This window comes from Roseibium aggregatum IAM 12614 (genome assembly GCF_000168975.1).
GTDB classification, from domain to species: Bacteria; Pseudomonadota; Alphaproteobacteria; order Rhizobiales; family Stappiaceae; genus Roseibium; species Roseibium aggregatum.
This window is the reverse complement of sequence record NZ_AAUW01000018.1, coordinates 98,418-113,031: the sequence shown is the minus strand read 5'-3', so window position 1 is coordinate 113,031 and position 14,614 is coordinate 98,418. Positions and strand designations below refer to the sequence as shown.

The window sequence follows — 14,614 nt, the reverse complement described above, 5'->3', positions numbered from 1 at the left end:
ACCGTTCAAAGTGGGATTGTTTGCAAGTTTCAACTCATGTCCAACGCCTTCGCATTGCTGGAAAAACTCATCGCCTTTCCGACCGTGAGCCGGGATGGAAATATCGACCTGATCAGATGGGTGCAGGAGCTGCTGAGCCAGGCAGGGATCAGGTCCAGGCTTCTGCCGTCGGAAAGCGGTGACCGCGCCAACCTGTTTGCAACCGTCGGCCCGGAAGGGCCGGGCGGCGTCGTGCTTTCGGGGCACACGGACGTCGTTCCTGTGGATGGTCAAAGCTGGACCAGTGATGCCTTTTGCCTGCAGGAGCGGGACGGCCTGTTCTATGGTCGCGGCACTGCCGACATGAAGGGCTTCGTCGCCTGTGCCATCGAGGCCGTTCTTGGTGCTGTCCGCAAACCGCTCCACATCCCGCTTCATCTTGCGCTTTCCTATGACGAGGAAATCGGCTGCGTCGGTGTAAGGCCCATGCTGGAGGATCTGGCAAAAGCCGGACTGAAACCGGACTGGGTATTGATCGGCGAGCCGACCTCCATGAGTGTTGCCACCGGCCATAAAGGCAAACTGGCGGCGCGCGCGACCTGCTGCGGTCACACGGTTCATTCGGCCCTGGCGCCCACCGGACTGAACGCGCTTCACATGGCCGCGGATTTTCTGTCGGAAATCCGCGCCCTTCAGGAAGAGACCCAGGAAAAAGGGGTAAGGGACCAAGCCTTTGACATTCCCTACACCACCTTGCATGCGGGCATTCTGAAAGGAGGCACGGCTTTGAACATCGTGCCGGATAGCTGTGTGCTCGACTTTGAAATTCGCAATGTTGCAGAAGAAGATGCGCAGAGCTTTCTGGAGCAATTGCTTGAAAAAGCCACGCATCAGGAACGACGCCTCAAAGAGCGGTTTCCGGACGCGCGTATCCGGATAGATGTTCTGAACACCTATCCGGGACTGGAGACAAGAGCCGACAGTCCGCAGGTCTCCAAGGCGCGCGCCCTATCAGGAAGCAACGCACCGCTGAAGGTCGCTTTCGGCACGGAAGGCGGACTGTTCCAACAGCATTTGGGTGTCTCCGTTGTCGTTTGCGGACCAGGGTCCATGGATCAGGGGCACAAAGCCGATGAATTCATTGCCCGCGACCAGATGGAGCGCTGCCGGCAGATGCTGGCGCGGCTCGTCGAGACCCATATCGAATGACCGGCAATAACCGCATGACACGATAATCCGGAGAGGACCTGACCAAGATGGCGATCGAAAAGGTGGATGCACTGGTGGTAGGGGGTGGACAGGCTGGCATCGCGATGAGTGAGCACCTCGGCCTTGCAGGCCTGTCTCATCTTGTGCTGGAGAAAAATCGGATAGCCGAACGCTGGCGGTCCGAACGCTGGGATTCTCTGGTCGCCAACGGTCCTGCGTGGCACGATCGTTTTCCGGGTCTGACCTTCGATGACGCACCGGATGCTTTTGTCCATAAAGAGGCTGTGGCAGACTATTTCGAGGCCTACGCCCGTAAGATCAACGCTCCTGTCAGGACCGGTCTTGAAGTCACAAGAGTGACGCCACTTGAGCGCCGCCACGGCTTCCGCGCGGAAACGTCCGAAGGCATCATAGAGGCGGAAACGATTGTCGCGGCAACCGGTGCTTTCCAGGTTCCGGTCTTCCCCAAACTGATACCCGAAACGCCCGGGCTCACGCAGATCCATTCAACGGCCTACCGCAATCCGGAGCAGTTGGACGACGGCGCGGTGCTCGTTATCGGAGCAGGGTCTTCCGGTGTGCAGATAGCGGAAGAACTGATGAATTCCGGCCGCAAGACCTATCTTTCCGTTGGATCTCACAATCGGCCACCGCGTTCCTATCGCGGCCGGGATTTCTGCTGGTGGCTGGGTGTGCTGAACAAATGGGACGCCGAGTTTGTTCCCGGGTCCGAGCATGTCACCATCGCCGTCTCCGGCGCCAACGGTGGACACACGATCGATTTCCGCAAGCTCGCGGATCGTGGCATGACGCTGCTTGGCATGACCAGATCCTGCGAGAATGGCGTGCTGGCCTTTTCCGACGACCTTGCTGAAAACATCAACGCAGGTGACGAAAATTACCTGTCGCTGCTGGACGAAGCCGATGCCTATATCGAGGCCTACGGTCTCGATTTGCCACCTGAGCCGGAAGCCAAAATCATCGGTCCGGATCCGGAGTGCGTGGCGAACCCTCTTCTTGAACTGAATCTGAAAGAGGCAGGCATCAGCACCGTTATCTGGGCAACAGGGTTTGTCCGGGACTACAGTTGGCTGGAGGTGAATGCCTTTGATGAAACCGGTGCGCCGATCCATCAGCGCGGCGTTTCCTCTGTGCCGGGCGTCTATTTTCTCGGCCTGCCCTGGCAGACGCGGCGCGGCTCGTCGTTCATCTGGGGTGTCTGGTATGACGCTAAATACCTGACCGATCATATTGTCAAACAGCGAAACTACAGGCTCTTCGAACCCGCAGCCCAATAGCTTTCTTCATCCCTTCGAACATGGAGCCCGCAATGGCCCACACCCGTATCCGCAAATTCAATACCAAGGACACGTACCCGGAACAGAACCTGGACAACGACCTGTGTCAGGTCGTCTTGGCCAGAGGCACGATGGTGTTCGTCCGCGGCCAGATCGGTCAGGACCTGGACACCTCCGCGAATGTCGGCGTCGGTGACGTGAAAGCCCAGACAGAACAGGCGATGGCCAACATCAAGATGCTTCTCGAAGAGGCGGGATCGGAGCTCGATCACATCACGAAGATTACCATCTACCTCATCGACCCGCGCTACCGGGAGGATGTCTACCGCATCGTCGGCAAGTGGCTGAAAGGTGTCTACCCGGTCTCCACCGGTATCGTGGTTTCAGCTCTTGCCCGCCCTGAATGGCTGGTTGAAATCGACGCCACCGCCGTTATTCCAGATGCCTGACCCTGCACCCTGCCGATTTGATTGAGTACACAAGATGACCTTTTCCATCGCCGCCCGCTGCCCCGAAACGGGGACGATGGGCATCGCCATTTCCTCATCCTCACCGGCGGTCGCAGCACGCTGCGCCCATGCGCGCGCCAAGGTCGGCGTCGTGGCGAGCCAGAATATTACCGATCCGTCTCTTGGAAGCCGGGGACTGGACCTGCTTGAACAGGGTCTTGATGCTGACGCGGCCCTTGCTGCGTTGCTCAAGGATTATCCCACTGCCGACTGGCGCCAGGTAGTCATTCTCGACAGAACGGGAAAAGCTGCATTTCATTCCGGGCGGGAAACTCTCGGTGTCCATGCAACTGCCGCCGGGCAGGACTGCGTCGCTGCCGGAAACCTGCTTGCGAATACGGGTGTTCCAGCCGCAATGGTCGCAGGCTTCGAGGCTGCCCGGGGCGATCTGGGGGACCGGCTGATTGCGGCCATGGAAGCAGGATCAAAGGCCGGTGGTGAGGCGGGACCGGTCCATTCCGCCGGTCTTTACATGGTGCGTGACGTCAGCTGGCCAATTGCTGACCTGCGCGTTGACTGGATCGAAGAAGATCCCATTCAGGCCCTTGGAAACCTCTGGCGTCTCTACAAGCCGCAACTGGAGGACTATGTGACACGCGCGCTCGATCCGACGGCTGCACCCAGTTACGGCGTGCCAGGTGACGAGTAAAGACAGCCGCATTCGGACAAACGCACAAGCACCGTCGGCGGGGAGGCCGTCTTGATCGTCCAACCGCGCTGCGATATTCAGCGGGGGTAACCCGTTCTTTCTGTGAGGGCGCTATCAACCGTTATCCGTCGATCCAGGCCCTCAGGGCGATTGAGAGCGTCGCGCGCAATGGTGCACTGTGGCGTGCCGCTGCGGAGTTGAATGTCACCCGCAGTGCGATCAGTCATCAGCTCCGCCTTCTGGAGCGCGATCTGGGCTTCAAGATCATTGTGCGCAATGGCAACCAGACCGAGATCACGCCGCGCGCCATCGTCTATGCCGAGGAGGTGCGCCGCGCTCTCAGCATGATTGCCTCCTCGACGGCTCGTGTTTCGGAACACGGCTTGACGGGGCGATTGACCATCAGCGCGCCACCCGGCTTCGTCGCCGCCTGGCTGTGTCTGCACATGGGGGACTTTCTGGCGCAGAACCCGGAGGTGCTGGTGAATGTGATCAGCTCTCAGAACCTTGCCAGCACAGCCAACCCGGAGGTCGATACATTTATCACCTTCGGCAGAGAAACCCGTGCAAATGTGGTCGTCGAGCCGATGATGTCGGTCGACTTCACGCCGCTTTGCAGCCCGGCATATCTGAGCCGGTTCAAGACCTTCAACGACCTCAGCATCTTGAAGAACGCGACCCTGCTGCACATGCTGGATTTCAGCGACTGGGAAGACTGGATGCAATTGTCCGGCCTGCCGGCGAAAGATGCGCATCGCGGCATATGCTACTCGGACATGAATATCGTCCTCACGGCCATTCTTGCGGGCGAGGGCATTGCAATCGGCGACACGGTCCTGTGGCACAAGGAGTTGCAGGAAGGCAGGCTCATGCGCCCGTTTGCCCAGTCGCTGCACACGGATACGGGTTATTTCATTTGTACGCCGGAAGAGAATTTCGAAAACCCGATTGTGGTCGAATTTCACAAGTGGTTGAAAACCCGACTGGAAATAAGCCGCTTTCACCCAAAAAGCGAAGCGTGACAAATTTTGTTTGTCGGTGCACCCAATAAGTTTCATTTGCGGACGACCTCATCTCCTTTCTAACCTCGTGCCAAGAGTTACTCGATTGGAAAGGCGTAGCGATTGTGGCCAGCACAGCGCAGATTGAAGCACGTTCGGTCGGTAAGACGTCCGGCGCGTTCACTGCGTCTGACGATAATTCCCTGGACATTGCCGAAGGCGAGTTTCCGACGCTGCTGGGGCCTTCAGGGCAATGCGTAAATTCCCCATCTCACGGTCCCGCCCCATCTCACCGCCCCAGCGGCACACCGCGTTTCCGCTCAAGGCGCTGATGCGCCAGGCGCGCTGGGCTGGCTGACCTGCTTCTGAACCGGCTGCGCGGAACCTGTGCGGTCATGCTCGCTTGAAAAATTCAAGACTGAACGAAAAGGGTGCTCCATGCATTTTGGTCTGACCGAAGAACAGGAGATGATCGTCTCCACCGTTCGCAGCTTCGTGGAAAAAGAAATCTACCCGCATGAAGCTGAAGTCGAGCGCACCGGTGAAGTGCCGGCTGAGATCGCACAGGAAATCAAGCAGAAGGTCATCGACCTGGGGTTCTATGCGTCGAACTTCCCGGAAAGCGTCGGCGGTCCTGGCCTGAGCCATCTGGAGTTTGCGCTGGTCGAGCGGGAACTGGGCCGTGGCTCCATGGCACTCACCCACTTCTTCGGCCGTCCGCAGAACATCCTGATGGCCTGCAAGGGCGATCAGATCGAGCGGTATCTGATGCCGGCTGTGCGCGGGGAAAAGATGGATGCGCTGGCGATGACCGAACCGGATGCGGGGTCGGACGTGCGCGGCATGAAGTGCACGGCAGTGCGCGATGGCGGCGACTGGGTCGTCAACGGGTCGAAGCACTTCATTTCCGGGGCTGATCACGCGGACTTTGTTATCGTTTTCATCGCGACCGGTGTCGATGAAACACCGCGCGGTCCGAAAAAGCGGATCACCTGTTTCCTCGTTGATCGCGGAACGCCGGGCTTTGAGATCGCGAAGGGCTACAATTCGGTCTCGCACCGCGGTTACAAGAATTCCATCCTCTACTTCAACAACTGCCGCCTGTCGGACGCGCAGGTGCTGGGTGAAGTCGATGGTGGCTTCGACGTGATGAACGAGTGGCTTTATGCCACCCGCATCACCGTCGCGACGAATTCCGTTGGCCGCGCCCGCCGGGTTTTCGAGCATGCCCTGAACTATGCGGCAGAGCGCCAGCAGTTCGGACAGCCCATCGGCAAGTTCCAGGGTGTCAGCTTCCAGATCGCCGACATGATCACCGAAATCGATGCTGCCGACCTTCTCACCCTGTCGGCCGCATGGCGTCTCGACCAGGGGCTGCCCGCCAACCGCGAGATTGCGTCTGCCAAGGTCTATGCCTCGGAAATGCTGGCGCGCGTGACCGATGCCGCCCTGCAGATTCACGGGGGCATGGGGCTCATGGATGAGCTGCCGATCGAACGCTTCTGGCGCGATGCCCGCGTCGAGCGCATCTGGGACGGCACATCGGAAATCCAGCGACACATCATCAGCCGGGAACTCTTCCGGCCGCTGGGGGCCTGATTTATGACAGCATTCCGCCGCTTCTTTTCTCCCAGGAGCATCGTCGTGATCGGCGGCGGGGCCTGGTGTGAGAGCGTCGTGCGGCAGTGCCGTGCAACCGGTTTCGCCGGAGAGATCTGGCCAGTGCACCCGAAAAAGCCCGTTATCGGAGGCCTTCCGGCTTATCCGGATCTGAACTCTCTTCCCGGTGTACCGGATGCCGCCTTCATCGGGGTCAACCGGGAGCTGACGGTTCAGGTGGCCGGACAGCTTTCCGCTCTTGGCTGCGGCGGCGCGGTCTGCTTTGCGGCTGGCTTCAGCGAAGCTGTGTCCGAACTGTCCGACGGTGGCGTGCTGCAAGCCCGCCTTGTCGAGGCCGCGGGCGAGATGCTTGTTCTCGGGCCGAACTGCTACGGGATGGTCAATGCTCTTGACGGCGTGTCCCTGTGGCCCGACCGACATGGGCTCGACCCTGTGGAGACCGGGGTTGCCATCATCGGCCAATCTTCGAACGTGCTGGTCAATCTGACCATGCAGCGTCGCAGACTGCCTCTTGCCGCAGTGCTGGCGGCCGGCAATCAGGCGCAGACCTCGATCGGTGACCTGGGGATCGCACTCCTGGAAGACCCGCGCATCACGGCACTGGGGCTTCACATCGAGGGGATCAGCGATCTTGCGGCTTTCGAAGCGCTTGCCGCCCGCGCGGCAGAGCTGCAAAAGCCGATCGTGGCCCTGCGGGTGGGATCTTCCGAACAGGCGCAGGCGGCAGCGGTCTCGCATACCGCGTCGCTGACAGGCAGTAATGCCGGCGCGGTGGCGCTCCTCAAGCGGCTGGGGATCGCCCAGGTTGATACGCCGACGGAACTGATCGAGACGCTCAAGATTTTGCACGTCACGGGAGGGTTGACGTCCAGCCGGATTGCCTCTGCCTCCTGTTCCGGCGGTGAAGCCTCCCTGATGGCGGATATGGGGGACGTCGCCGGTGTTTCCTTTCCCGCACTGACCGAAGACCAGAGGTCCGGTCTCAGAGCGGCGCTCGGTCCCAAGGTCGCCCTGGCGAACCCGCTGGACTACAACACCTATATCTGGGGTGACGAGAAAGCGTTGGCAGCAACGTTCATAGCCCTGTGCACGGCCGACATAGGCCTTGGGTGCGTTGTTCTGGATTATCCGCGTGATGATCGCTTCGAGGCGCCGGACTACGATCAGGTGCTGCGGGCAGTTGCCCGCACCCGGGAACTTACCGGCACCCCGATGGCGTTGATCTCGCTCGTGTCCGAAGGTCTGCCTGAGCCTGTCGCCCGGCAGGCCATCGGGTTCGGCATCACGCCTCTCTGCGGCATGGGCGACGCTCTCAGAGCCATTCGGGCGGCTGCTCAGGTCGGGCTTGCCAGGAACACGAGCACCCGTCCCGTGCCGGTGATCCAGCCGAAGGCCGGGCAGGGGGCACCCCGTGTTTTCTCCGAGGCTGAAGCCAAGGAACTTCTTTCCGGCTTCGGGATACGTGTGCCGCGGTCCAGCCGTTCCTGCGCGGCTCAAGAAGCTGGAGAATGTGCTGCGCAGATCGGCTTTCCCGTTGTGCTGAAAGGCGAGGGCATCGCTCACAAGACTGAAGCCGGTGCCGTTGTCCTGAACCTTTCCAGCGCTGAAGCCGTGGCTGAGGCTGCCGCCGCGATGCCTGCGGAGCGATTTCTGGTCGAAGAGATGATCACCGGTTCCCTGGCCGAATTGATCGTCGGGGTGACCCGCGATCCGGCTCATGGTTTTGTGCTGACCCTGGGACTTGGGGGCATATTGACTGAATTGATCCGCGATACGGTTTCGGTTCTGGTGCCTTCTTCCCGGGACGAGGTACGCGAGGCACTGTCGGGCCTGAGGACCAGTGCCTTGTTGAACGGCTATCGCGGCCGGCCGGCTGCCGATATGGATGCCGTTCTGGATACGGTCATGGCCCTGCAGGACCTGGTGCGCACGCATGCGGATGCCCTGCACGAGGCCGAAATTAACCCGCTGATCTGCCGCGCCTCCGGCGCCATTGCAGCAGATGCGCTCATCAGAATGGATGAACGAGCATGACTTTTGAAAACGTACTGACAGAGCGCCGCGGAGCGGTGCTGGAAGTCACTCTGAACCGCCCCAAGGCCAATGCCATCGACATGGCCACAAGCCAGGAACTGGGCGAAATCTTCACCCAGTTCCGGGACGACCCCGACCTGCGGGTGGCCATCATCACCGGTCAGGGCGAAAAGTTCTTCTGCCCCGGTTGGGACCTGAAAGCCGCTGCTGACGGCGAAGCGGCCGATGCGGATTACGGCAAAGGCGGTTTCGGCGGTTTGCAGGAATTGCGCGGCCTGAACAAGCCGGTGATTGCCGCCGTCAATGGCATTGCCTGCGGGGGTGGACTGGAGCTGGCGATATCAGCCGACATCATCCTGGCGGCCGAACACGCCACTTTCGCCCTGCCGGAGATCCGGTCCGGCACGGTGGCGGATGCGGCAACGATCAAGCTGCCCAAGCGCATCCCGTATCACATCGCCATGGAGCTGCTGTTCACCGGGCGCTGGTTCGATGCGGAGGAAGCCAATCGCTGGGGCCTCGTCAACCGGATCATTCCTTCCGCCGACCTGATGAGCCAAGCGCGCAAGTTGGCCGACGAGCTGGCCAGTGGCCCGCCGCTGGTGTTTGCAGCCATCAAGGAAGTTGTCCGCGAGGCCGAGGACATGAAGTTCCTCGATGCGCTCAACCGGATCACCCGCAGCCAGTTTGAAACCGTAGAGCGGCTTTACCGTTCTGAAGACCAGCAGGAAGGCGCCCGCGCCTTTGCCGAAAAACGCGACCCGGTCTGGAAGGGCCGGTAAGACGAAAAGAGGGACCCATGCCACTTCAGATGAACCGAAACGTCTTTATCACAGCTGCCATAACCGGGGCAGGTGCCACCCAGGACAAGAGCCGCCTCGTGCCGCGCTCGCCGCAGGAAATTGCCGATGCCGCCATTGATGCCGCCAAGGCAGGCGCGGCTATCGTTCATTGCCATGTGCGCGATCCGGAAACCGGGGCGCCGTGCCGCGACCTCGGCTATTTCCGGGAGCTGACGGATCGTATTCGCTCTTCCGAGGTCGATGTCGTGCTCAACCTGACCGCCGGGATCGGGGGGGACCTGACGCTCGGCGAACCGGAAACGCCCATGGCCCTGGATGACGCCAACACCGACATGGCCGGCGCCACCGAGCGCATGGCCCATGTGCGCGAATGCCTGCCCGAGATTTGCACGCTGGATTGCGGTTCGATGAATTTCGGCGATGGCGATTACGTCATGATGAACACCACCAACATGCTGCGTGCCATGGGCACCATGATGACGCAACTCGGCGTGAAACCGGAAATCGAGGCCTTCGATACCGGTCATCTCTGGTTCGCAACCCAATTGGTGAAGGAAGGCGTGCTGGAGGATCCCGCCCTGGTGCAGCTTTGCATGGGGATCCCCTGGGGTGCGCCGAACGATCTGAACACCTTCATGGCCATGGTCAACAATGTGCCCGCCGGTTGGGCCTGGTCGGCCTTCAGCCTTGGCCGGGACCAGATGCCCTATGTGGCTGCTTCCGCCCTTGCCGGTGGCAATGTGCGTGTCGGCCTGGAGGACAATCTCTATCTTGAACGCGGCGTGATGGCGACCAACGCCCAACTCGTCGAAAAGGCGGCCAACCTGCTGTCCACCATGGGGGCGAACCTGATGGGCCCGCAGGAGGTGCGCGACCAGTTGGGTCTCGTCAAGCGCGCGCCGGCCTCCGCATGAGCGCGAGCCGCAAACGCGTTGCCGTCATCGGTGGTGGTGTCATCGGCGGCGGTTGGGCCGGCCGGTTCCTCCTGAACGGGTGGGACGTCGCAGTCTTCGATCCGGCTCCGGAAGCGGAGCGCCGGATCGGGACGGTGCTGGATCGCGCCAGGGCCTCGCTGCCCGCGCTTTATGATCGCCCGCTTCCGGCTGAAGGGACACTGACGTTCTGTTCCAGCATCGCCGAGGCGGTTGAAGGTGCTGACTGGGTGCAGGAAAGCGTCTCGGAGCGGCTGGAGCTGAAACACAAGGTTTATGTGGAGATTGCTGCGCATCTGCCCGAAGGCGGCTTCATTGCCTCTTCGACCTCCGGCTTCAAGGCATCGGATCTGGCCGCCAAGGGCGCGCCCGTTGTTGTGGTGCACCCGTTCAATCCGGTCTACCTCCTGCCGCTGGTGGAAATCTCCGGTGAACCGGCCTTGCGCCAGAAAGCAATTCCGGTCGTCACCTCTATCGGCATGCATCCGCTCGAGATGAAAACCGAGATCGACGCCTTCATCGGCAATCGTTTTCAGGAATCGGTCTGGCGCGAAGCGCTCTGGATGCTGAAAGACGGTATCGCCACGACGGCGGAAATCGATGACGCGATCCGCATGGGGTTTGGCCTCAGATGGGCCCAGATGGGTCTGTTCGAGACCTACAGGATTGCCGGCGGTGAAGCGGGTATGGAGAGTTACATCGAGCAATTCGGCCCGACGCTGCAGTGGCCCTGGTCGAAGCTGACAGATGTGCCCGAGCTCGATGCCGCACTGATCAAGGCGATAGGCGATCAGTCCGACGCCCAGTCCGGCCATATGACGATCGCCGAGCTGGAAACCCTGCGCGATGACAATCTGGTTGCCATCCTGAGAGGCCTGCGCCGCACCGGAAGCGGGGCTGGCGGTGTCATAACCCGCCATGAAGCACATCTGCAGACCGGCGGCGAGATCGACGGGCTTCCCATTACCCTCCGCCGGGTGGTGCCGGTCACATGGACCGATTACAACGGCCATATGAACGAGGCTGCCTATCTGGAGCTGGGCACCTGGGCAACCGATGGATTGATGCACCTTGTCGGGGCGGATGAAGCCTATATTGCCTCCGGAAAGAGCTATTTTACAGTCGACACCCGCATTCGCTACCTCGATGAGGTGCATCGCGACGAGCCGTTGACCGTGACGACGCAGGTGCTCGACGGGAGCGGCAAGAAGATGAAGCTGTTCCACAGGGTGCTGAAGCAGGACGGCGGGCTGTGCGCTACTCTGGAAACCTTGCTGTTGCACACAGATCTCACCACGCGCCGGGCCTGTGCTCCGGAAGCTCATGTTGCCGAAGTTCTGGAAAAGCTCGCCGCGGATCATGCCGGACGACCCGCCGAAGGGGCCGGCGGGGCCGTGGGAGACCGGGGTTGAAAACTGGAGAAGACGATGTCGCCTGAAGAAAGACAAACCCGTGAAGAGCTTGCTGCCTGTTACCGCCTTGCGGCGCTCCACAGGTTGACGGATCTGATCTACACCCACATCACCGCGCGTGTGCCCGGAGAAGACGGGCATTTTCTGATTAATCCATATGGCTGGCGCTGGGAAGAAATCACCGCCTCGTCGCTGGTAAAGATCGACTTGGATGGCAACAAGGTGGACGGCAGTTCGCACAGGGTCAATCCGGCGGGCTTCACCATTCATTCAGCCGTTCACATGAACCGGCACGATGCCGCCTGGATCATGCACACCCACACACGCGCCGGGGTGGCCGTGTCCTGCATGGAAGAAGGGCTGTTGCCACTGAACCAGATCTCCCTGCAGTTCCACAACCGGATCGCCTACCACGATTTCGAGGGCATCGCGCTGGACCTTGAAGAGCGCGAGCGCATCGTGAAGGCTTTCGGCAATCACCCGGTTCTGATCCTGCGCAATCATGGCCTGATCGCAACAGGCCGCAGCGCTGCCGAGATGTTCAACAATATGTTCTATCTGGAGCGGTCCTGCGAGATCCAGGTGGCTGCCACGTCCAGTGGCCGGAGCCTGCGTTTGGTGGACGACGAAATCGCCTCCCGTGTTCACAAACAATATGTCCAGATGAATGAGGAAGACGGCGATCTGGCGTTGGAATGGGCGGCCCACTTGCGCTCTATTGAAGGATTGGGCACAGACTACCGTGCCTGAACCATTGCGCCCGCGGCCGGATCGACCCTTGAGACTTAAAGGGCCAATAAGGGATTGCCAATGAGCTCGAATCCTTCATAAGAAGGCGAGGAGATTCACTTGGCCAGAGTCAGCGCAAAAAGCAGCAAAATACGTGAGGTCGGTCTGCCGTTGGCAGCACTGGCCATCTGGTTGCTGTGTCTCCTGGCGCCCTTGCACATGGCCGCCGGCGCTCTCCGGGGCCTCGCCGACGCCGGTGTCCAGATTACCACTTCATGGTCCATCTGCACCACCCTCGCCACCGGCAAGAACGATCCTGACAACTCGGTCCCGAATTGTGCCGTACAGTCCCTTGCCAAGATGGGACTGGCGCTTCCAGCGGTTCCCGCATCGATTGCGGTCGCCTTGCGGCAGATCGGGCGCATCGATGTTTCTGTCCGCGACAGGTCGGTTCATCGCCTTCAAGCCTTCAGGCCGAACCAGCCTCGCGCGCCACCGTTCAGGCTGGCGTAGCCGACCCCTTTTGCCCGTCCAAAAAACGCCAGACCCGCTCGATTGAGCGGAGGCATTGCGTGTGCGCGGACAACGGCTGAGACCCCGTAACCTTGCCCCCAATCGAGCTTCTGCCCAGCTTCGAAAGCGTGCGAGGCCTGTCAGGGCGGAGGCGCGGTCCTCCAGGCAATTCTCAAGATCCTCAGGGCGGAGATGACGCGGCATCGCGCAACGTCCCGCCTTTCCATTCATGCGGCCAGCGACGTCCAGGGAAGACGAGCGCGGCGCAAACTCTGGACTCATCCATGTCAGAACAGGTCAAACGCGGGGGAAACTCCGCACTCTATCGCGCCGTTTGGCGATGGCACTTCGTAGCGGGTCTTCTGATCCTCCCCTTTGTCATCATACTTGCCGTCACGGGCGGGATTTATCTCTTCAAGGACGAGATCAACGACGTTGCCTACAGTGAGCTTCGTTTCGTCACCCCGAGCAAGGAAGAGATGCTCGCTCCCTCTCAAATCACGAGCGCGGCTCTTGCGGTTCACCCGGGAACGCTGAAGGCCTATGGACCGCCCGCTTCATCCAACCGGAGTGCCGAGGTCAAGATCGTCGGCGATGACGGGCTGAAAGACACCGTCTACGTCAATCCCTATGACGCCACGGTTATCGGAAGCCTGTGGGATGGGGGCGCGGCCGGAAGTCCGGCCATGTATGAGGTGCGCAAACTTCATTCCCTGGAATATGTCGGCTGGCTCGGAAACCGTATCATCGAGGCGACCGCAGGCTGGATGGTGCTTCTGGTCGGCACCGGCATCTACCTGTGGCTGCCGCGTGGACGCAAGGTGGGCACCGTGTCGATCAAAGCAACGCGCGGTCGGCCCTGGTGGCGAGACCTCCACGCGGTCACAGGGCTTTATACCGGCCTGTTCATCGTGTTCCTGGCCATGACAGGGCTGCCCTGGTCGTCCGTCTGGGGTGGCAAGTTCTACGACTACGCCTATCAGCTTGGTCTCGGCATGCCGGATGGCTACTGGTCGAACAAACCGGTCTCGACCGTCCCGGTTGCCGATGCGGTGGACCGGGCACCCTGGATCATGGAAAAGCAGCCCATGCCGCTTTCCGAGGCCAGTGCAGGTGTGCCCCAGGCACTTGATGCCGTGGTTGCGACCGTCGAGGACCTGGGCATCGTTCCAGGCTACGCCATCTCCATGCCGAATGGCCCTGAAGGCGTTTTCACCGCTTCGGTCTATCCCGATGATATCACCGGCGAGCGCGTGATCCATCTGGATCAATACACCGGACAAGTGCTGTACGATGCCGGTCTGAACGACCTGGGTACGCTCGGCTGGGCCGCGGAATGGGGCATCAGCATTCACATGGGACAGGCCTGGGGTCTGACCAACCAGATCGTTCTGCTCCTGGCCTGTGCTGCGATGATCGGGCTGTGTGTCTCCGCAGCCGTCATGTGGTGGAAGCGTCGTCCGGTCGGCGGCATTGGCGCCCCGCAACTCCCCGTCGACTGGCGGGTCCCCAGAACGCTGCTTGTGATGGCAATAGCAGCGGGCATCTTCTTTCCCTTGGTGGGGCTTTCGATGCTGGTTATCGCCATGGTTGAGATCGTCATCTACCTTTCAAGGAGACAGCGCTTTCAGGCAACCTGACCGAACCGAAACGCCGGGCCTGTCCCGGCGTTTCCTTTTCTGTGGCGGGAGAAGATCGCCAGAGACATTCGGAACGAGAGGACGTCTGGAAGGGGGGCTGCCAGAGCGCCCTCTTCACAGGCTTCGTCGCCACCAATCCGCCCGAACCGTCTTCCGCAACGGCAATTTATATGGCCAGTCTGACTGTCTGGCGCGGAGCAACCTCAAGCTTTGCCTTTCACAAGTTGCCGATAGATCCTACAATTGAGGATATTTATTTCGTATTGCCCATGCCATTTGAAAAACC

General features: G+C 60.7%; 13 protein-coding genes. All 13 read left to right on the top strand.

Annotated elements, in window-relative coordinates:
- Nucleotides 1–36: 36 nt before the first annotated feature.
- Nucleotides 37–1,188: an acetylornithine deacetylase gene (gene argE, locus SIAM614_RS22270; protein WP_006938113.1), complete on the top strand. Its 1,152-nt coding sequence runs from the start codon at nucleotides 37–39 to the stop codon at nucleotides 1,186–1,188.
- A gap of 47 nt (nucleotides 1,189–1,235) precedes the next feature.
- A complete protein-coding gene (locus SIAM614_RS22265) occupies nucleotides 1,236–2,486 on the top strand; it encodes a flavin-containing monooxygenase (RefSeq protein WP_006938112.1) in 1,251 nt (416 codons plus the stop codon).
- Between the two features lie 32 nt (nucleotides 2,487–2,518).
- On the top strand, nucleotides 2,519–2,935 hold the full coding sequence (locus SIAM614_RS22260) for a RidA family protein (protein WP_006938111.1): 417 nt from the start codon (nucleotides 2,519–2,521) through the stop codon (nucleotides 2,933–2,935).
- A 34-nt stretch (nucleotides 2,936–2,969) separates the two neighbouring features.
- On the top strand, nucleotides 2,970–3,644 hold the full coding sequence (locus SIAM614_RS22255; RefSeq protein ID WP_006938110.1) for a DUF1028 domain-containing protein: 675 nt from the start codon (nucleotides 2,970–2,972) through the stop codon (nucleotides 3,642–3,644).
- 68 nt (nucleotides 3,645–3,712) lie between these two features.
- Nucleotides 3,713–4,666, top strand: coding sequence for a LysR substrate-binding domain-containing protein (locus SIAM614_RS22250; protein WP_324294004.1), 954 nt, complete (start codon nucleotides 3,713–3,715; stop codon nucleotides 4,664–4,666).
- Nucleotides 4,667–5,083: 417 nt separating this feature from the next.
- Nucleotides 5,084–6,244: an acyl-CoA dehydrogenase family protein gene (locus SIAM614_RS22245; RefSeq protein ID WP_006938108.1), complete on the top strand. Its 1,161-nt coding sequence runs from the start codon at nucleotides 5,084–5,086 to the stop codon at nucleotides 6,242–6,244.
- Nucleotides 6,245–6,247: 3 nt separating this feature from the next.
- Nucleotides 6,248–8,299 (top strand): acetate--CoA ligase family protein, encoded by a 2,052-nt coding sequence (locus SIAM614_RS22240; protein ID WP_006938107.1) that lies wholly within the window; start codon nucleotides 6,248–6,250, stop codon nucleotides 8,297–8,299.
- Nucleotides 8,296–9,081: a carnitinyl-CoA dehydratase gene (locus SIAM614_RS22235; RefSeq protein WP_006938106.1), complete on the top strand. Its 786-nt coding sequence runs from the start codon at nucleotides 8,296–8,298 to the stop codon at nucleotides 9,079–9,081. The genes SIAM614_RS22240 and SIAM614_RS22235 overlap by 4 nt, the downstream gene beginning before the upstream one ends.
- Before the next feature lie 17 nt (nucleotides 9,082–9,098).
- Entirely contained in the window at nucleotides 9,099–10,016 is a 918-nt protein-coding gene (locus tag SIAM614_RS22230) for a BKACE family enzyme (protein WP_040440840.1), read from the top strand.
- The gene (locus tag SIAM614_RS22225; protein WP_006938104.1) at nucleotides 10,013–11,446 is read left to right on the top strand and encodes a carnitine 3-dehydrogenase; all 1,434 of its coding nucleotides are present in this window, start codon (nucleotides 10,013–10,015) and stop codon (nucleotides 11,444–11,446) included. The genes SIAM614_RS22230 and SIAM614_RS22225 overlap by 4 nt, the downstream gene beginning before the upstream one ends.
- Before the next feature lie 15 nt (nucleotides 11,447–11,461).
- Nucleotides 11,462–12,196, top strand: coding sequence for a class II aldolase/adducin family protein (locus tag SIAM614_RS22220; RefSeq protein ID WP_006938103.1), 735 nt, complete (start codon nucleotides 11,462–11,464; stop codon nucleotides 12,194–12,196).
- A gap of 99 nt (nucleotides 12,197–12,295) precedes the next feature.
- Nucleotides 12,296–12,688, top strand: coding sequence for a hypothetical protein (locus SIAM614_RS22215; RefSeq protein WP_006938102.1), 393 nt, complete (start codon nucleotides 12,296–12,298; stop codon nucleotides 12,686–12,688).
- A 284-nt stretch (nucleotides 12,689–12,972) separates the two neighbouring features.
- On the top strand, nucleotides 12,973–14,328 hold the full coding sequence (locus SIAM614_RS22210) for a PepSY-associated TM helix domain-containing protein (RefSeq protein ID WP_006938101.1): 1,356 nt from the start codon (nucleotides 12,973–12,975) through the stop codon (nucleotides 14,326–14,328).
- The last annotated feature ends 286 nt before the right edge of the window (nucleotides 14,329–14,614 follow it).